The 16,957-nt window shown below is 74.2% G+C and carries 18 protein-coding genes; 7 read left to right on the forward strand and 11 right to left on the reverse strand.

Going from position 1 to position 16,957, the window contains the following annotated elements; all coding sequences use genetic code 11:
• The 3 genes from VGL20_17540 to VGL20_17550 form a co-directional block, all read right to left on the reverse strand.
• Positions 1-283 (reverse strand): hypothetical protein (locus VGL20_17540; GenBank protein ID HEY2705489.1); only part of this gene is annotated, 283 nt, incomplete at its 3' end.
• Positions 284-433: 150 nt separating this feature from the next.
• A complete protein-coding gene (locus tag VGL20_17545; protein ID HEY2705490.1) occupies positions 434-1,438 on the reverse strand; it encodes a methyltransferase domain-containing protein in 1,005 nt (334 codons plus the stop codon).
• A 201-nt stretch (positions 1,439-1,639) separates the two neighbouring features.
• Positions 1,640-2,131, reverse strand: coding sequence for a hypothetical protein (locus tag VGL20_17550; GenBank protein ID HEY2705491.1), 492 nt, complete (start codon positions 2,129-2,131; stop codon positions 1,640-1,642).
• Positions 2,132-2,557: 426 nt separating this feature from the next.
• Between VGL20_17550 and VGL20_17555 the strand changes: the two genes are divergently transcribed.
• Positions 2,558-2,926, forward strand: coding sequence for a hypothetical protein (locus tag VGL20_17555; protein ID HEY2705492.1), 369 nt, complete (start codon positions 2,558-2,560; stop codon positions 2,924-2,926).
• 55 nt (positions 2,927-2,981) lie between these two features.
• Here VGL20_17555 and VGL20_17560 read toward each other — a convergent pair whose 3' ends face one another.
• A complete protein-coding gene (locus VGL20_17560) occupies positions 2,982-3,788 on the reverse strand; it encodes a hypothetical protein (protein ID HEY2705493.1) in 807 nt (268 codons plus the stop codon).
• Between the two features lie 173 nt (positions 3,789-3,961).
• Here VGL20_17560 and VGL20_17565 point away from each other — a divergent pair, with 173 nt between their 5' ends.
• The 3 genes from VGL20_17565 (at position 3,962) to VGL20_17575 (ending at position 5,982) form a co-directional block, all read left to right on the forward strand.
• Positions 3,962-4,651, forward strand: coding sequence for an acVLRF1 family peptidyl-tRNA hydrolase (locus VGL20_17565; GenBank protein HEY2705494.1), 690 nt, complete (start codon positions 3,962-3,964; stop codon positions 4,649-4,651).
• Positions 4,652-4,705: 54 nt separating this feature from the next.
• On the forward strand, positions 4,706-5,446 hold the full coding sequence (locus VGL20_17570) for an alpha/beta hydrolase (GenBank protein HEY2705495.1): 741 nt from the start codon (positions 4,706-4,708) through the stop codon (positions 5,444-5,446).
• Between the two features lie 155 nt (positions 5,447-5,601).
• On the forward strand, positions 5,602-5,982 hold the full coding sequence (locus VGL20_17575) for a hypothetical protein (GenBank protein ID HEY2705496.1): 381 nt from the start codon (positions 5,602-5,604) through the stop codon (positions 5,980-5,982).
• Positions 5,983-5,994: 12 nt separating this feature from the next.
• Here VGL20_17575 and VGL20_17580 read toward each other — a convergent pair whose 3' ends face one another.
• From VGL20_17580 to VGL20_17590, 3 genes are read right to left on the reverse strand one after another with little or no spacing between them, the layout of a single operon-like run.
• The gene (locus VGL20_17580; protein HEY2705497.1) at positions 5,995-6,303 is read right to left on the reverse strand and encodes a hypothetical protein; all 309 of its coding nucleotides are present in this window, start codon (positions 6,301-6,303) and stop codon (positions 5,995-5,997) included.
• Positions 6,300-7,442, reverse strand: a complete 1,143-nt coding sequence (locus VGL20_17585; protein ID HEY2705498.1) for a hypothetical protein — start codon at positions 7,440-7,442, stop codon at positions 6,300-6,302. Before VGL20_17585 ends, VGL20_17580 begins: the two co-directional genes overlap by 4 nt.
• Positions 7,443-7,451: 9 nt before the next feature.
• Positions 7,452-8,606 carry an acyl-CoA dehydrogenase family protein gene (locus tag VGL20_17590; protein HEY2705499.1) on the reverse strand — a complete coding sequence of 385 codons (1,155 nt, stop codon included), beginning with the start codon at positions 8,604-8,606 and terminating at the stop codon, positions 7,452-7,454.
• A 92-nt stretch (positions 8,607-8,698) separates the two neighbouring features.
• On the opposite strand from VGL20_17590, the gene VGL20_17595 reads away from it, so the two are divergent.
• Complete coding sequence (locus VGL20_17595; protein HEY2705500.1) at positions 8,699-9,127, forward strand: MerR family DNA-binding transcriptional regulator; 429 nt, start codon at positions 8,699-8,701, stop codon at positions 9,125-9,127.
• Positions 9,128-9,339: 212 nt separating this feature from the next.
• Entirely contained in the window at positions 9,340-10,128 is a 789-nt protein-coding gene (locus VGL20_17600) for an acyl-ACP thioesterase domain-containing protein (protein HEY2705501.1), read from the forward strand.
• Between the two features lie 58 nt (positions 10,129-10,186).
• Here VGL20_17600 and VGL20_17605 read toward each other — a convergent pair whose 3' ends face one another.
• The 4 genes from VGL20_17605 to VGL20_17620 form a co-directional block, all read right to left on the reverse strand.
• Positions 10,187-10,330: a hypothetical protein gene (locus VGL20_17605; protein ID HEY2705502.1), complete on the reverse strand. Its 144-nt coding sequence runs from the start codon at positions 10,328-10,330 to the stop codon at positions 10,187-10,189.
• Between the two features lie 73 nt (positions 10,331-10,403).
• Entirely contained in the window at positions 10,404-11,546 is a 1,143-nt protein-coding gene (locus tag VGL20_17610; protein HEY2705503.1) for an acyl-CoA dehydrogenase family protein, read from the reverse strand.
• 120 nt (positions 11,547-11,666) lie between these two features.
• Complete coding sequence (locus VGL20_17615; GenBank protein ID HEY2705504.1) at positions 11,667-13,424, reverse strand: choice-of-anchor P family protein; 1,758 nt, start codon at positions 13,422-13,424, stop codon at positions 11,667-11,669.
• Positions 13,425-13,708: 284 nt separating this feature from the next.
• Positions 13,709-14,887, reverse strand: coding sequence for an MFS transporter (locus tag VGL20_17620; protein HEY2705505.1), 1,179 nt, complete (start codon positions 14,885-14,887; stop codon positions 13,709-13,711).
• Between the two features lie 201 nt (positions 14,888-15,088).
• Between VGL20_17620 and VGL20_17625 the strand changes: the two genes are divergently transcribed.
• On the forward strand, positions 15,089-16,774 hold the full coding sequence (locus VGL20_17625) for a protein kinase (protein ID HEY2705506.1): 1,686 nt from the start codon (positions 15,089-15,091) through the stop codon (positions 16,772-16,774).
• Positions 16,775-16,957: the final 183 nt, after the last annotated feature.

Here is a 16,957-nt window from a genome sequence, read left to right on the forward strand (position 1 = left end):
AGAGGCCGAGCTGGCGGCGGACCCGGTCGGCGAGCGCGGGCGCGCACAGCAGCCGCGCGGGCAGCTCCTGGACGGGCATGTCCGGCCGCCCCGAGGCGAGCTGGAGCGTCTGCACCAGGGATCGGTCCTCGTCCTCGGCCAGGCGTGCGCCGAGGACCTCGCCGGTGCGGGCGTCGCGGGCCATGGTGGCCACCACCCGGCGGTCGGATTCGGGAACGGTGATCGTCCCCGTGAGGTCACGCTGGAGGATCACCCATCCCGTGCCGAGCCCGCTGCCACCCATCCGACCGCCTCCGTACCACTCGCCTGCGCGCGGTGATCGTACTTGCCCCACGGTCGTGGGAGCGCCGGCGGCATCGGCACAGCCCCCCGGTACTCGGCACCGCCGACGGCGGCCGCACCTGGACGCCGGCGGCCCGGTAGCCCTCCCGGCTCAGACCCGCTCGGCGATCACCGCCAGGTTCTGGGCGAGCCACGGCACCGGCCGGCCGAGGTCGACCACCCGCCGCAGCACCACCGGGTGGTTGGGGAGGAAGCGGCAGAAGACCGAGTGGACGGCGTCGCGCAGCCCCCGCCTCGGCACCCAGATGGGCAGGGGCAGCACCAGCCCCTCGAGGTGACGGACCCGCGCCCCCGCGGCCTCGATCTCCGAGCGCAGCTCGGCGACGGTGTACTCGTGGAGGTGCTCGGGGTTCTGCACCTGCTCGCGCCCGGTGACCCGGGCCCAGAGGTGGCGGCGGTTGGGGGTGGTGAGCACCAGCCGGCCGCCGGGGCGGAGCAGCGACACCCAGGCGCGGAGCGCCTCCGGGCGCTCGACCAGGTGCTCGATGATCTCCCCGGCGTAGACGGCGTCGAAGCCGCCGGGAGCGAACGGCACCTGCTGGGCCGAGCCCCGCACCGCCACCCGCGCCCTGCCGCTGCGGACGACCTCGCGGAGGGCGGCGTCGTCCCAGTCGCAGGCGTAGAGGTCGAAGCTCCAGGGCCCGGCCATGCCCACCAGCGAGTACCCGGAGCCGAGGTCGAGCACCCGCCCGCTCACCCCTCGCAGCAGCCGGCGCGCCTGCTCGATGCGCGCCGCGTGGAAGGCGGTGTTGAACGGGGCCGGGACCGCGTAGCTGACCTCCTGGTGGTGCTCGCGCCCGTAATGGCGCCGCAGCACCTCGCCGTTGTTGGAGACCACCTCGTGGGCGCGGCCGTTGACGGTGAAGGTGAGCCGCGGCCAGGGGATGAAGCCCTCGGCCACCTCCTCCTCGTCGGCCCGCCGGCCGTCGACCCGGCAGAGCTCGGCCGAGAGCAGGTCGATCTGCAGGCTGCGACCGCCGCTGGCGAAGTGCCAGCGTCCCGCCACCGCGCCACCGTCGGGATCGTGGAGCACGACCTCGACCGGCTCGCCGCCGAGGGGCAGCTCGAACTCGGGCACGCGGTCGGTCACCACCATGGGCCGGGATGTTACCGGGGAGGCGATGCCTCCCCCGCTCGCACCGGGGACATCGCGCCACGCTCGCTTCGCGCGCCCTTCGCCGCCGGCTGGACGGGCGTGCGGCGAGCTTCCATGGCGGCGTCCCTGGATCTACATTTGACGTAAGGTCAAAGTCTGCCACAGCCGGAGGATGTGCCCGCCTCCGGAAACCCGTCGGGGTCAGCGGGTGACGGTGACGTCCAGACGGTAGATCTGCAGGTACATCGCGCACATCATGCCGGGCGCGCAGGCGGGCGCCCTGGTGCTCTCGACCGTCGCCGAGCCCACCGCGCCGGCCTTGAAGGTGACGCTGGTGGTCGCCCCGGGCGAGGGCGCCGGCGAGGCGCACATCGCGTTGGGAGGGCACACGAAGGCGGGCGCGGCGGCCGGGTCGCGCAGCACCCTGGGATCGGAGCTGCGTGGGGTGCTCCAGCCGCCGTGGAGGGTCACGGTGAGAGTGTCGCCGCGGCGCAGGGTCACCGACTTCATGTTGTCGGCCTCGGTGGCCACGACATGGTGATGCCGTGCCACGAGATGACCGCGGGCGGCGCTCGCCGCGGCGGGGGTGGTCGTCGCCGACGCCCCCTGCCCGGCGGAGCCCACGGCGACGATCGCCGTGGCCAGCGCCAGCGCGCCCCGCACCGCCGGCCGGATCGACCGGCTGCGCCGCATGTCCAACGTCCTCACTCCCTTCCTGGCGGACCGGAGCCGCACCCCATCGGGCGCGGCGTCCTCGCAAGATCAACGGCTGGCGGGTCCGAATTTTGCGCGGCACCCCCGCCGGGCCCCCATCTCTTTCTCATCTCTTGCCCCGTTCTTACCATCCTCTTACATGCAGAGGGCCATCCTCGAGGGGAACGTGCAGCGGCGCGACGGCGGGAAGGGCGCCCCACACGGTCGTCGAGCCGATGCTGTGCAGAGCAGGCGGCGGCGGCGGCCTGGGCATCGGCTCGGGGTCTCACCTCTCCGCTGGAGCGGCACTGTGCACCGCGTGCTCAGGGAGGGGTTGCGACAGCAGCGATCGAGAACAGATGCCGCCGTGGCCAGGTGGGCCGCGGCCGGAAGCGAGAGAGAGAGATAGGGAAAGGGAATATCGGTATGCATACGATGTCGGCTCTGCGCCGGCTCCTGGTCGTGGGTGGGATCATGGCGGCGTGCGTGGTGGGAAGCCTCGGCTTCACCAGCGTCACCGCGAGCGCGGCCACCGCCTCGCCGTCGACCACGGCGACCACCATGTCCCCCGACAACTCCGGCGACTGGTGCTCGTCGCACGACTGTCGCGACAACCGCAACGGCGACTGGTGCAACTGGAACGACTGCCGTGGCCGCAGCAGCAACGACTGGTGCTCGTGGCACGACTGCCGGGACAACCGCAGCGGCCGCAACAACGACTGGTGCTCGTGGCACGACTGCCGCAGCAACCGCAACAACGACTGGTGCAGCTGGCACGACTGCCGGCGCCACTAGGAAGATCCAGGATCCGGGGGGAGAGCCGCCGTGCGGCTCTCCCCTCAGCCCCGGCTCAGTGCTTCCTGGAATCGTGCCCGTGGGACGACGAGAAGTTGAAGTGCCGGAAGTCGCGGAAGTTGAAGTTGCTGAACCCGAAGTTGTTGCAGTTGCCGCGGTGGTTGTCGTCGTCACCGCCGCCGCAGCCGGAGTTGAACCCGCAGCCGCCGAAGAGGCCGCCGCAGCCGGAGTTGTGGCGGCCGAAGTCGAAGCCGAGGCGGTCGATCCCGCAGCCGGAGAGGCTGAGGAGCCCGCATCCCCCCAGCCCGAAGCCGCCGAGGCCGCAGCCCAGGCCGAAGAAGCAGTCGTTGATCCCCGCGCTGCCGAGGCCGCAGCCGAGCACCCCGCCCGCCACCGTGCCGGCGCAGCTGCCGAGGCCGTTGACGCCGGGGGTGCAGGCCGCGATGGCGACGCAGTTGAGCAGGCTGCAGCCGGCGTTCGAGGCGTCGCAGGTGGGCAGGCCGCAGCTGTTGTTGGAGGCGGTGCATCCCGGCACCGGCAGCATCGCCATCGGCACCGCCCGCGCCGCCGGGGCGTTGACCACGCCGGTGTTGACCGGGGCGGCCGCCCGCGACCCGGTGGCCGGGGTCGCCGCGGCGACCGTGGCGGTGGGCGCCGCCGGAGCCGGGGCGGAGCCGGCGGGGAAGGCATAGGCGAGCCCGTCGAGCTCGGTGGCGTCAGCGGCGGCGACGTCCACCGCCTGCACCCCGGACGGTGTCCCCGTGTCGGCCAGCGCCGAGGTGGCGAGCCCGGTGGTGGCGGCAGCCGCCGCCCCCACCACGAGCACCCCCGCGAGCGCCGCCAGTCGCATTCTGACGGTCATCAGTGGTCGTCCTCCTCTGCCCGTGGTCCGTCGCTCCACCACTGTCCCGAGGCAGGATGACCCTCTCACCATCAGCCACCTCGCACAGGTGCCGCGGCGGTTCCCTTCACGCGGCGAGGAGCGTAGCAGATGCGTCATCGGCCCCCCGGGACGGGGTTCACGGAAGCGGCTCGGTGAGCCGCCCGGCGGCGGGCGGCGGGCGCTGGGTGAGCGTCGACCCCGAGCGCCTCGAGCACTGGCTGGAGGGCTTCGCGGGCCGCCACGGCGCGGTCACCTGGACCGCGGGCGCCACCTCCGTGGACGTCCGCGCCGCCGACGGCGCCCGGGCCGGCTGCGAGGTCCCGTTCCCCCCGCTGGCACCCGACCCCGGGGCCGCCTACGGCGGGCTGCTCGACCACGCCCTCGCCGAGCGCCGGGTCGGGGTGCTGCTGGTGCGCCTCGGCGGGTTCGCCGCGGGGGTGGTCGAGGGCACCCGCCTGGTCGCCTCGCGGGTGGGCTCACGCCCGGTGCACGGCCGGGCAGCCGCCGGCGGCTGGTCGCAGCATCGCTTCGCCCGCCGCCGCGAGGGGCAGGCGCGCACCGCCCTCGAGGCGGCGGCGGAGGCGGCGGTCGCGGTGCTCCTGCCCGCGCTGAGCGGGCTCGACGCGGTGGTCGCGGGCGGCGACCGGCGGGCGGTCGACGCGGTGCTCGCCGACCCCCGCCTGGCGGTCCTGCGACCGCTGCTGTCGCCGCGGCTGCTCGACGTCCCCGATCCCCGGCGCCGGGTGCTCGACGACTCGCCACGCCGCCTCCGGGCGGTGCCGATCCGGGTGGTCGAACCCGGGGAGGCCCCCGAAGTTGACGGTCCCCGGGCGACAAGTTAGATAGCGGGCGTCGCGGTACTGACCTCGATGCCGCCTGGATAGACTGCGCCGCTGATGGCATCGCTGCTGCTCGTCCACGGCGCATGGCACGGCGCCTGGTGCTGGGAGGATCACATGATCCCCCGGCTCCGGGCCGCCGGCCACGAGGTCACCGCGATCGATCTGCGCCACCACGGTGCGCAGCCGCGCGAGGGCCTGCGGCGGGCGCGGCTGCGCGACTACGTCGCCGACCTCGACGCGGCGGCGAGGGCGCTGCCGGCGCCGCTGGTGGTGGTGGGCCACTCCATGGGCGGCTATGTGACCCAGCGCTGGCTGATGGACAACCGTCCCGCCGGTGCGGTGCTGCTCGCCCCGGTGCCGGTGCACGGCGCGGTGCCGGCGTCGCTGTGGGTGGGCGCGCGCCACCCGGCGGTGTTCGCGAGGGTGAACGCCACCCTGGACATGGGGCCGCTGGTCGGGACCGAGGCGCTGGTCCGCGAGCTGTTCCTGGCACCGGACACGCCGGACGAGGTGGTGCGGCTCTGCCACCAGCGCGTCGGCAACGAGTCCTACCGCGCCTACCTCGACCTGCTCGGCCTGGTGCGGCTGCGGCCGGCCCGGGTGACCACTCCGATGCTGGTGCTCGGGGCGGAGCAGGACGGCATCTTCCGCCCCTGGGAGATCGAGCGCACCGCCCGCGCCTACGGCACCGCCGCGGTGATCCTCCCCGGCGGCCACGACATGATGCTCGACCGCTCCTGGGAGGCGGTGGCCGAGCGCGTCGAGGTCTTCGTCCGCACGCTGCCCGGCTGCTGACACCCTCACGCGATGCTGTGACGGCGGCTGTCACATCGGTGACGGCGCCGCCGCCTCCCCGTACCAGCCTGTCAACCGCCCGGAAGGGCGCCGGGAGCGCTGCCAGACTGCCAGCGGCGGCCGCCTGTGGACCGCCCGTTCAGGAGGCCACCCCCATGGCAGAGATGCACGACGAGACCACTCCCCGGGCGCCGCGCCGCGCCCGCACCCGCCGCCAGCAGCCCGCCACCACCGCGGTGAACCCCACCCCCGTCTCCGACCGGGCCGTCGCCGCCGAGAAGGCGCCCGCCGCGGTCGCCGTCGAGCACGTCGCCGCCACCCCCCGCGAGGTCGTCTCCCTCTACACCGCCCTCGAGTCGGCGTCCGCCGAGGCCGAGGCGAAGGGGCACCCGCTGACCCTGCGCCGCAGCGGCGAGGGCAAGTACGTCGCCACCTGCAGCCGCTGCGGGATGGACCTCCCCGTTCTCGACACCGCCCGGGGCTGGACCTACCCCTCGCTCGGCGCCTGCCCGAACCCGCTCCGCACCGAGAGCTGAGCCGGCCCGGCCTCAGTGCCGGTGGGGCCACAGGTCGTCGACCGGCCAGCGGCAGCGATCCAGCTCCTTCCCGGTGACCATCGACTCCATCTCGTCCATGAGGTCGTCGAAGAACGGCCGCCAGCTCTCGGGATCGTCGAGCCGCCACTGCACCGCGTAGAACATCCAGACGTCGCCGATCGTGGACGGCGTGTCGGTGGGCGCCCCGTCGAGGTCGACGCGCGCCCATGCGTACTCCCCTCCCCGGCGCTCGACGTAGATGAGCTCGCCGTGCTCGGGACGGGTGGCGACCATGTCGGCGTAGAGCTCGTCGCGGGTCACCGTCCCGCCTTCCAGGGCAGCGAGCCGCGGCCGAGCATCCCGCGCGACCCCAGCCTCCAGGTGGCGCCGTCGTCGCCGCGCGGGCGGTAGCCGGCCTCGAGCAGCGGGGTGGCGTCCTCACCGCGGTACATGGCGGCGCAGGGCTCGCGGAAGTCGCACCCGCCACAGCTCTCGGGCGACGGGTGGGGATGGACCCGGACCTGCGGGTCGGTCATGTCCTCCACCTCCAGGATCACCTGCCGGCCCACCGCGGCCACCTCCTCGCGGGTGCGCAGGATCCGGGTGCGGCGGAAGTATGGCGTCTCCTCCTGGAGCAGGCGCGGGCCCGACGCCTCGGGGGAGCGCAGCGGCACCCGGGGCTGGGAGGGCGGCCGGTCGAGGGCGGCCAGCGGGTCCCAGGGGGGCATGCTCCGGGCGGGCAGGGCGGCGACGTCGGTGGGAACGCCCCCGGCGGGCGCCGCCCGGCGCAGCTCGTGGTAGATCACCCCGCCGATGGTCCAGCCGAGGTAGTCGAGCTCCCACGCCCAGCTGTGGAGCAGCCCGCGCTCGTCGAGCTCGAGCTGGTGGAGGTCGGTCCAGGCACCGTCGACGACGCGGTGGTAGAGGAGCCAGGGGACGTCCTCCTCGTCCTTGACCAGCACCTCGATGCGCTCGCGCACCCGGACCTCGCGGCCCTCGGAGGTGACCACCTCCTGGCCCGGCCGGGCCGGGTCGGGGATGCCCCGGCCGAACTCCACGCCCACCCATGCCGGGGTGAAGCGGTCGACGGTGGGCGCCCAGGTGAAGTAGTTGCGCAGCATCGCCTCGCCGAGCTCGTGATCGCTGCGCCAGGCCAGCTCCTCCGCCTCGGTGAGGCGGTGCTCGGCCAGCTGGGCGTCGCGCTGCTCGCCCATCGAGCGGGCGAAGGCCTCGAGCACCGACGGGTAGACGATGGCGCGGTTCCAGGTCCACATCCCGGGGAAGTAGTAGATGGCGAGGGCGTCGCGCAGCGCCCGGTCGAGGTCGTGGATGCGCGCCGGTCGCCGCGGCACCAGGTTGCGCCGGGTGGTCGCGCCCAGGTCCCAGGCGCGGCGGCAGCGCTTGAAGAGCCGCCGGTCCTGCTCGCGCAGCAGATAGGGCGGCGGTGCGAGCGTCTCCACGCCGACAGGCTACTCGCGGAGCAGCTCCTTGGCGATGATGTTCAGCTGAACCTCGCTGGTGCCGCCACCGATGCTGAGCACCCGGGCGTCGCGATAGATGCGCTCGGCGGCGTGGTCGCGGAGGTATCCCGCGCCCCCGAGCACGCCGATGGCGTCGTAGGCGACGGCGCTCACCATCTCTCCGCAGAAGTACTTCGCCATCGAGGCGGTGCACCGTCCCTCGCCGCCCGCATCCTGCTCCTCGCAGCCGCTCCGGACCAGGTGCCGGCCGGCCTCGACCTGGGTGGCCATCCGCGCCAGCTTGTGGCGCACCGCCTGGAAGTCGGTGATGGGACGGCCGAACTGCTCGCGCTCCTGGGCATACCGGAGCGCGATCGCCAGGCTCTCCCCGGCGAGCCCGACGCACTGAGCGGCGAGGAGCAGGCGCTCGAAGTTGAAGTCCTCCATGATGTACTGGAACCCGGCGCCGACCTGGCCCACCAGGTTCTCCGCGGGGATGCGGCAGTCGCTCAGGAACACGGGTGCGGTCTCGGAGGAGTGCCAGCCCATCTTGTCGAGGTGGGCGCCCACCTCCAGCCCCGGGGTGCCGCGCTCGACCGCGAAGAGGCTGATGCCGCGCCGCGCCCCGTCCGGGTCGGTCTTGGCAGCCACCAGGAAGAGGTCGGCGAAGGGCGCGTTGGTGATGAACATCTTGCTGCCGCGCAGCCGCCAGCCGTCGCCGTCGCGCACCGCGGTGGTCTCGATCCCGGCGACGTCCGAGCCGTGGCCCGGCTCGGTGATCGCGATGCAGACCGCGATCTCGCCGCGCAGCCCCGGGACCACGTAGCGCTCGCGCTGGGCGGGGTCGCCGTGGACGGCGATCGGGAGCAGCGCCAGCACCTGCACCAGGCAGGTGGTGGAGATGCCGCCGCTGCCGCGGGCCAGCTCCTCGACGATGAGACACTGGGCCAGCTTGCCGACGTCCTCGCCGCCGACCGCCTGGGGGAAGGCGGCGCCGAAGAGGCCCAGGCCGCCCATGGCGCGCATCAGGTGGGCGGGGAAGCGCTGCCGCCGCTCCCAGTCGTCGATGACCGGGCGCACCTCGCGGTCGACGAAGCGCGCCACGGTGCGGCGCAGCTCGTCGAGCTCGGGCCGGGTGGTGTGCGGCGTCACGGTCGCGGTCATGCGCGTCTCCTCTCCTCGACTTTCTGGAGCAACCGTATCAGACCCGCCGCGGAGCGGCGGAAAATCAGCAGTTTGACGTAAGATATATGAACATGGCAAAGGACACCACGCTGATGAACATCGGCGAGCTCGCCTCGCTCACCGGGGTCAGCAGCCGCACCATCCGCTACTACGAGGAGCTCGGCATCCTCCCGGAGCCCGAGCGCTCGCCCGGCGGCACCCGCAAGTACTCCCACGACTACCGCTTCTACGTCGAGGGCGCGCTCGCCCTCAAGGAGCTGGGCTTCACCCTCGAGGAGATCCAGCTCATCGGGCGGATGGCGCTGGGCCGCAGCACCACCGCCAGGGAGCGCGAACGCGTCGGCACCGTGGTCTCGGAGAAGATGTCCGGGCTGGAGCACCGCATCCGGGTGCTCACCCGCCTGCGCGACGTGCTCCTCGCCGAGAGCAAGGGCGGCCGCGACGAGATGTGGAGCAGGTTCTCGGGCGCCCTCGCCCTCGCCACCGGCAGCGAACGCTAGCACCGGCCGGGCGGCTGCGCACGTGGACTTCGCCCTCAGCGACGAGCAGGAGGAGCTGCGCCGCACCCTGCGGAGCTTCTTCGAGCGCGAGGCGCATCCCCACCACCACCTTCGGCGCCCGCGGCATCGGACGGTTAGGGACCGAGGAGCAGCGGCGTCGCATCCTTCCCCGTCTCCTCGGGAGGGGTGGGTCATCATGCTGGAGGTGGACCATGGACGTTCGACGCGCCGGCCCCGAGCCCGGAGGCGTCCTCGCGGCGGCGAGGCGCCCGGCGCCCGACGACGGCCGGGTCTTCGATGCCGAACGCACCGTCCGCCTCGGTGACGTCGACCGCCACGGCCGCCTCCGTCTCGACGCCCTCGCCCGCCACCTCCAGGACGTGGCCACCGACGACACCGTCGACGCGCGAATCGGCAGCGCGGCGCTCACCTGGGTGGTGCGGCGCGCGGCGGTGGTGGTCGACCGGTGGCCGCGCTACCTCGAGCCGGTCCTCTACTCGACCTTCTGCAGCGGCACCGGCCCGCGCTGGGCGGAGCGGCGCACCACCTGTCTGGGCGATGCCGGGGGACGGGTGGGCACCGCGGTGCTGTGGGCCTGCATCGACGCCGGCACCGGGCGTGCCGCGGATCTGCCCGCCGGGTTCGACGGGGTGTGGGGGGCGGCCGCAGGCGGCCGGGCCGTCTCGGCCCGGCTGATCCATCCCCCGCCCCGGGAGCCGCTGTCGGAACGCTCCTGGCAGGTTCGCGCCGGCGACCTCGACATCCTCGGCCACGTCAACAACGCGGTGCACTGGGCCGCCGTCGAGGACGAGCTCGCCCGCCTCCTCCCGGACGCCGTCCCCGTCGCCGCCGAGCTCGAGTACCGCCTGCCCATCGAGCTCGACGACGCGCTCACCCTGCGCTCGCGCGTCGACGGCCCCGAGCTGAGCACGTGGATGGTCAGCCCCCGCGGCCTGCATGCGTCGGCACGGGTCGTGTGTGGCGACGGTTCGGCAGGTTGAGAGTGAGCAAACGCGCAGCGTCGCTCGTGGTGTCACCGGTACCGATCGTGCGCGAAGATCACGATCCAGAGCACGGCGAAGAGCACGAAGAGGACCGCCAGCAGGGACCGTCGGCGACGAACTGCTTGGCGATGGCGTCGTAACCGCCGCTGGAGGCGTTGATCAGCTTCACGTCGAGGTTTGGGAAGCCGGTCGCCTTCATCGCCGCCTAGTAGCCGTTGATGGCGTCGCGCCCCCACGAGCGGTGCGCCGCCACGGGCCTGACCGGCGGGTGCTCAGAAGCCCATCGACCGGCCGATGATCTCCTTCATGATCTCGGTGGTGCCACCGTAGATCGTCGCCACCCGGGCGTCCAGGTAGGCGCGGGCCACCGGGAACTCGGTCATGTAGCCGTAGCCGCCGTGGAGCTGCACGCACTGGTCGACGACCCGCTTCTGCAGCTCGGTGGTCCACCACTTCGCCTTGGCGGCGTCGGCGACGCCGAGGCGCCCGGCGCAGTGCTCGGCGACGCAGCGGTCGACGAAGACCCGCGCCACGTCGACCTCGGTGGCCATCTCGGCGAGCGCGAAGCGGTTGTGCTGGAAGCTGCCGATCGGCCGCCCGAACGCGGTCCGGTCGCGGCAGTACTCGACGGTGAGGGCCAGCACCGCCTCGGCGCCGGCCACCGCGCTGACCGCGATGGTGAGCCGCTCCTGCGGGAGATTGTCCATGAGGTGGCCGAAACCCCCGCCCTCCACGCCGAGCAGGTTGGCGCGGGGGACGTGGACGTCGCTGAGGAAGAGCTCGGCGGTGTCCTGGGCGTGCAGCCCGATCTTGTCGAGGTTGCGGCCGCGCTCGAAGCCGGGCATCCCGCGCTCGACCACCAGCAGGCTGATGCCGCGGTGGCCCGCCTCGGCGTCGGTGCGCGCCACCACCACCACGAGGTCGGCGTTGATGCCGTTGGTGATGAAGGTCTTCTGCCCGTTCAGCACCCATCCGTCGGCGTTCGCGGTGGCGGTGGTGCGGATCCCCTGGAGGTCGCTGCCCGCCCCCGGCTCGCTCATCGCGATGGCGCTGATCAGCTCCCCGGAGCAGAAGCCGGGCAGCCAGCGGCGCTTCTGCTCGTCGGTGGCGAGGGCGGTCAGGTAGGGGGCCACCACGTCGGTGTGGAGCGGGAATCCCACGCCGCTGGCGCCCGCGCGGGTCAGCTCCTCGTTGACGACGGTGTTGTAGCGGAAGTCGTCGACGCCGCTGCCACCGTGCTCCTCGGCGATGCCGAGGCCGAGGAAGCCGGAGCGCCCCGCGGCGAGCCAGAGCTCGCGGGGGACGATGCCCGCGCGCTCCCAGCCGGGATGGTGGGGGACGACCTCGCGCTCGACGAAGGCGCGGACGGAGGAGCGGAAGAGGTCGTGCTCGGCCTCCATGAGGGTGCGCTGCATCGGGTCGGGCGGGCCTCCTGTCGCGGATGGTGCGATGCGGACCATCGTGCCTCACGCCGCCACTCCCGCGACTCCGGCCGGAGGGAGGGGGGAGCGGACCTCCCCCCTCCCGGCCGTCGCTCAGAGGCTGATCATGCCCCTCAGCACCCGGCGGACCTGGAGGACGTCGGGGAGCAGCGCATCGGGTGCGCCCATCGCGACGGTCCTGGCAGGAGCGGGGGATGTGGCGACGGCCGCCACCGGCGCGGCGGCGCAGCCGTGCTGTGGGGTCGCGGCGCTGTGGCTGTGACCGATCACCATGTCCAGCGAGAAGGGGCTGAGCAGGCTGGCCGGAGCGATGATGTGCACCGCGTTCACGGTGAGCCCACGGCCGGCGCGATCGGGCCGCTGCTCGTTGAGAACGACGGTGCCGGTGGCGAGCGCCACCACGGTGTTGGGATCCGGCGTCGAGGTCGGGATCAGCGCCCCCGGACCGCCGGCCACGTGGATGCCGCCGATATGCAGGTCACCCACCGACACCCGTCCGAGCGGGGCGGCGGGGCAGCCGGAGCTGAGCGAGCTGCTCGAGATCCCGTCGGCCACCACCGCCATCGGGAGATCGGTGAGCAGCATCTCCAGGTGCACGCTCCGGACGCAGGAGCTGGCCAGGGGCGGCGCCGGCACGTCGCCGGCCGCGGTCGAGCACTGCGGCACCGCTCCCGGCTCGACGGTGGCGAGCGCCGAGGACGCCTCCGAGCTGAGGCTGTGGACCTGCTCCGCCGGGCAGGCGGCCGCGTCGGCGCCGCCACAGGAGGTCACCCCCGATTCGCTGCTCGCGCTCGGGCGCGAGGAAGAGGTGGTGGCCGACGCCGGGACCAGCGGCCCCAGGGTCACCGGGGCCGCGCCCGGCATCCCCAGGGTGCCGGAGAGCGCATCGGCATCGGCCGCGGCACCCGCCCGCGGCGTGCCCAGCGGCACCGGCAGGGCGGCGCGCCTGGTGGTGTGGACCACCACCGGCAGGGTGACCACGCTGGGATCGAGCAGCCCGTCGGGGAGCTCGGAGCCCCCGCCACCGGTGACCGGCGTGCGCTGGGCGGGGAGGATGGGCACCTCCGGCGCCGGGGCGATCGCCAGCGGAGGCGCCGCCGCGGGCGCCAGGGCCCCGGGCTGCGCCGCGCGCACCGCGGTGACCGCTCCGCCGCCACCGGAGGCGGGCATGTGGAGAACCCCGGCGCCGGCGAGCAGGGCGCCGATCGCCACCACCACGGTCATCTCGCCGAGGCCGCCACCGAGACGGGGCAGGCCGGCACCGGCGAGCGCCACCGGCCGCAGCCGCCGCGCCGCCACGTCGGCGAGTACGAGTGTGGCCAGGCCCGACACCGCCAGCACCGACCACCACAGCACCTCGGCGCCGGTGCCGGAGGGCTCGGGGAGTGCACGGCTGAGGACGATCACCACCCCGAGCGCGACCAGGGCGGGGATGCCGAGCAGGAGGACCCGCTGGAGCAGGCCGCGCGGCGCCCGGGCCGCAGTGGCGGCGGCTGCTGCGATGCCGGCCGCGGGGGACGGCGGCGTCTCCTCGACAGCCACCAGCGGCTCGGCGAAGACCACCGCGGGCAGCACGGCGGTGCCGTTGCCCTTCCACGCCCACCCGGGCGTGCCGTCGCCGGGGCGCACCGACTGGGGCTCCTCGGCGACGCTCACCTGGAGGGTGCGCGGCCGGACGGCCTGCTCCGGCTCCGTGGCCGAGGCCAGGGTGATGGTCTGCGACCACGCCCACGTGGGCCGCGGACGCGGCGGCTCGACCGGATGACCGGTGAGCTCCTGGAAGGAGGCGGGCGGCGGCGATGCCGGGCGGCCCCGGCGCGGCCGTCGCAGCCTACGGACGCGGTCAGCCATGGCGAAGAACCCTCTCTAGCACCTGGACGGGGACGCAAGAACCACACGTCTCCCGCGAACAAGGGGCCGCAATTGTGCACAGTCGGGGGTGGGTTTGCATAGCCACCCACAGCATCGACCGCCGGACCCGTTGCAATCGTGGAGTTCGTGGATCTGCACCCGGGCCGCAGTGCACAGGCCTCTGCCATGGGCAGCCACGAGGCCGCGCCGAGTGCAGTCAGTTCGGCTCGCGTCCGCAGACGCCCGGGGCTGTGCCCATGGGCACGGATACCGCAGACGGCCGCTCAGAGAGCCGTCGCGGCCTCGCCCGCGGCCGGTGGCGGACGCAGCGCGGCGAGCACCATGACCACCGTGGCCGCCGCGATCGGGAGGAACGGGGCCCTCCGCCAGTGGACCAGGTCGAGGACGGCGCCGCCGAGCAGGGGGCCGGTGAAGGCGGCGCAGTAGCCGGCGGTGAGCATCACCGCGGTGAACCGGGCCACGTCGGCGGCCGCCTCCACGCTGGGCGGGTAGGCGAGCAGGGCGGCGAAGGTCATCGAGACCCCGGCGCCGATCAGCGCGGTCCAGAGCGGCACCGCCGCGTCGGCGGCCACCAGCCAGCCGAGCACGCCGGCGGCAGCGAGCCCGCCCGCGGCGGCGTAGAAGCCGCGCGATCGCACGAACGCGCGGCGGGTGGTGATGAGCGCGAGGGTGACCGGCAGCTGCACGCTGTTGAGCACGATCAGCCCCAGGGTCGCCGCCCGGGAGTCGGGGCCTCCGGCGACCGAGGTGGGGATCCACGTGTTGACCGAGAAGTAGGTGAGGCTCTGGGCCGCGAAGATGGTCGACGCCCACCACAGCCGCGCCGAGCGCCGCGGGGTGCGCGCCGCCGTGCCTGCCGCGGCGGCGGCGGGCGGCCGGTCGGCGCCCACCAGGAGCCAGACGCCGGCGGCCAGCGCGGCGGGCACGGTCCAGGCGAGGAAGCTGCCCCGCCAGCCGCCGCCGGTGAGCGGGGCGAGCACCGGCGCGGTGATCGACGCCGCCACCAGCTCGCCGGTGATCAGCCCGCAGGAGACGGTGACGGAGGCGCGCTGCACCGCGGCGGGGAAGCGGGCCTGGAGCACCAGGGGCAGCCCCGGCTGGGCGATCGAGATGCCGAGGGCGAGCAGCACCGTGCCCGCGTAGAGGGGAAGCTCCCCGCCGGCGGCGCGCAGCGGCGTGCCCGCGGCGACGGCGACCAGCCCCAGGGCCACGGTGCGGTGACCGCCGATCCGGCGCACCAGCGCGGCCCCGGGGAGCGCCGCGGCGCCGAGCACGAGCACGGGGAGCGAGGTCAGCAGCCCCGCGGCGGTGTAGGAGAGCCCGAGGTCGTGCTGCACCCGGTTCAGCACCGGCGGTACCCCGAGCAGCACCGCGCGCAGGTTGAACCCCACCCACCACGCGATCAGCAGGGTGAGCGCCCCTCCCCCCACGGAGCCGGGCACGCGCGAGCGAGCAGCGGTGGAGACGGTCCCGGCCATGCGGGCCAGTGTCGCGCACGAGGGCACGGCTGCGGCCGCCGGCCAGAAGCGCGAAGCGTTTTTCGCGAGTACACGGAGGGACGTTCGTCCACGCGAGAGACGGCGCGTGGCTCGCCGAGACCGCGCGGTATAGTCGGCTCCACCGGCCGGTGGGTAAGGGAAGTGATGGTCGGCGACGAGAGCGCCGGTGTGTTCGCCGGCTACCGCATCGAGGGCCTGATCCGTCACGGCGGGATGGCCTCGGTCTACCGAGCTCGACACCTCGTGCTGCAGCGCGCCGCTGCGCTGAAGGTGCTGACCCCGGCGCTCGCCCACGACCAGCGGTTCCGGGCCCGGTTCCTCGGCGAGTCCCGCACCGCCGCCTCGCTGGACCACCCCCACATCGTGCCCATCTACGACGCCGGCGAGGCCGACGGCGCGCTGTTCATCGCGATGCGGCTGATCGAGGGCAACGACCTCGCCACCCTGCTCGGCCGCGAGGTCCGCCTCGAGCCCCCGCGGGTGGTGGAGATCCTCGGCCAGGTGGCCGGCGCCCTCGACGCCGCCCATGGCCGCGGCCTGGTGCACCGCGACGTCAAGCCGTCGAACATCCTCATCTCCGGCGCGCCGGATTCGGAGCACGCCTATCTCACCGACTTCGGGATCACCAAGGAGCTCGCCGCCGCGGGGATGACCGGGACCAGCGAGTTCGTCGGCACGCTCGCCTACATGTGTCCGGAGCAGATCGAGGGCATGACCCTGGACGGCCGGGCCGACGTCTACGCGCTCGGCTGCGTGCTCCACGAGTGCCTCACCGGGGCGACTCCGTTCGGCAGCGACACCCTCGTCGGGGTGATGCACGCCCACCTGACCAAGCCGCCGCCCCGCCCCACCGCGGTCGTCCCCTCCCTCGCCGACGGGCTGGACGCGGTGGTCGCCACCGCGATGGCGAAGCGGCCCGACGACCGCTATCCCACCTGCACCGCCATGGTCGACGCCGCCCGGGCGGCGCTCGCCGCACCGCGCCGCGCGGCGGTCCCGCCGGTGTTCGTCGCGTCCACCGCGGCGGCCGCGCTCCCGGCAGCGCCGCCGGCCGCACGCCGTCCCGTCCCCGGCGGCGGCGGCGGCGGGGGCGGCTGGATGCGACGCTGGCCGGCACTGCTCACCGTGGCCGCGGCCCTGCTGCTGGTCACCGCGGTAGCCGCCGGCAGCCTCCGAGGCACGCCCACGCCCGCGCCGACCCAGAGCCCCCAGACCGGGCTGCTGCCCGGCGGCGTCCTCAGCCCGGTGCCGCTGAGCGGCGGCACCCCCACGCCCCCTCCGCCGGCCGGGTCGGCGACCCCCCGCAGCGCGACGGCGAACCACCCGGTGGTGGTGACGGTCAACGCATCGCCGTCCGCGCGTCCCACCGCCGCCGCCGCCACCGCGGGGCCGCCCACCCCCACCGCGGCGGGCCCGCCCAGCCCCACGCCGACCGCCGCCTCGGTGCCGAGCGGGACCCCGTGGCCGGCCTCACCCCCGACCAACAAGGACCCCAGGACCTGTGAGTCGGCGTGGTCGTGGTCGTGCGTTCACATCGGGAACTGCCACACCGTCGCCTACTACGGCGACACCGGGCAGCTGCCGACCACAGCCGAGGGGCTGGCGTTTCCGGCCACGGTCGGGGCCGATGGATACTTCTGCTCGGCCTGGCGCAATCCGGGTGTCCAGGGAGCGCTGATCGGCCCCGACGGCACGCCGGTGACCGGTGCCAGCGGTGCCAACGCCGGCATCGTCGCCTGGAACCTCCCTCCCGGGAACTACAGGCTGATGCTCCGGCTCGCCGACCCCTCCTACCCCAGGACCACCTCGCTGCAGATCAACCACGCCTAGCCGACGCCTGGCCGTGCCTGGCAGGGGCGAGCGGCCTTCGCATGCGTCGCGGCTGGCGGTCAGCCCGGGTCCATCAGCCCCACGTAGTAGATGCTGACCGCGATCGAGCCGGAGATCGTCTGCTCCTCGGCGTGGCCGTCCGGGTAGGTGGTGCGCACGATCAGCCGGAGTGGCACCTCCTCG

The organism is Candidatus Dormiibacterota bacterium, from assembly GCA_036495095.1.
Lineage (GTDB): Bacteria > Chloroflexota > Dormibacteria > Aeolococcales > Aeolococcaceae > CF-96.

What these genes read in the sequence shown, in the direction of transcription:
- VGL20_17600 (HEY2705501.1), top strand. Translation starts at nt 9,340, where the DNA reads ATGGACGTTCGACGCGCCGGCCCCGAGCCCGGAGGCGTCCTCGCGGCG.
- VGL20_17610 (HEY2705503.1), bottom strand. Translation starts at nt 11,546, where the DNA reads ATGCAGCGCACCCTCATGGAGGCCGAGCACGACCTCTTCCGCTCCTCC.
- VGL20_17615 (HEY2705504.1), bottom strand. Translation starts at nt 13,424, where the DNA reads ATGGCTGACCGCGTCCGTAGGCTGCGACGGCCGCGCCGGGGCCGCCCG.
- VGL20_17590 (HEY2705499.1), bottom strand. Translation starts at nt 8,606, where the DNA reads ATGACCGCGACCGTGACGCCGCACACCACCCGGCCCGAGCTCGACGAG.
- VGL20_17605 (HEY2705502.1), bottom strand. Translation starts at nt 10,330, where the DNA reads ATGAAGGCGACCGGCTTCCCAAACCTCGACGTGAAGCTGATCAACGCC.
- VGL20_17550 (HEY2705491.1), bottom strand. Translation starts at nt 2,131, where the DNA reads ATGCGGCGCAGCCGGTCGATCCGGCCGGCGGTGCGGGGCGCGCTGGCG.
- VGL20_17570 (HEY2705495.1), top strand. Translation starts at nt 4,706, where the DNA reads ATGGCATCGCTGCTGCTCGTCCACGGCGCATGGCACGGCGCCTGGTGC.
- VGL20_17575 (HEY2705496.1), top strand. Translation starts at nt 5,602, where the DNA reads ATGGCAGAGATGCACGACGAGACCACTCCCCGGGCGCCGCGCCGCGCC.
- VGL20_17560 (HEY2705493.1), bottom strand. Translation starts at nt 3,788, where the DNA reads ATGACCGTCAGAATGCGACTGGCGGCGCTCGCGGGGGTGCTCGTGGTG.
- VGL20_17625 (HEY2705506.1), top strand. Translation starts at nt 15,089, where the DNA reads ATGGTCGGCGACGAGAGCGCCGGTGTGTTCGCCGGCTACCGCATCGAG.
- VGL20_17595 (HEY2705500.1), top strand. Translation starts at nt 8,699, where the DNA reads ATGGCAAAGGACACCACGCTGATGAACATCGGCGAGCTCGCCTCGCTC.
- VGL20_17545 (HEY2705490.1), bottom strand. Translation starts at nt 1,438, where the DNA reads ATGGTGGTGACCGACCGCGTGCCCGAGTTCGAGCTGCCCCTCGGCGGC.
- VGL20_17555 (HEY2705492.1), top strand. Translation starts at nt 2,558, where the DNA reads ATGCATACGATGTCGGCTCTGCGCCGGCTCCTGGTCGTGGGTGGGATC.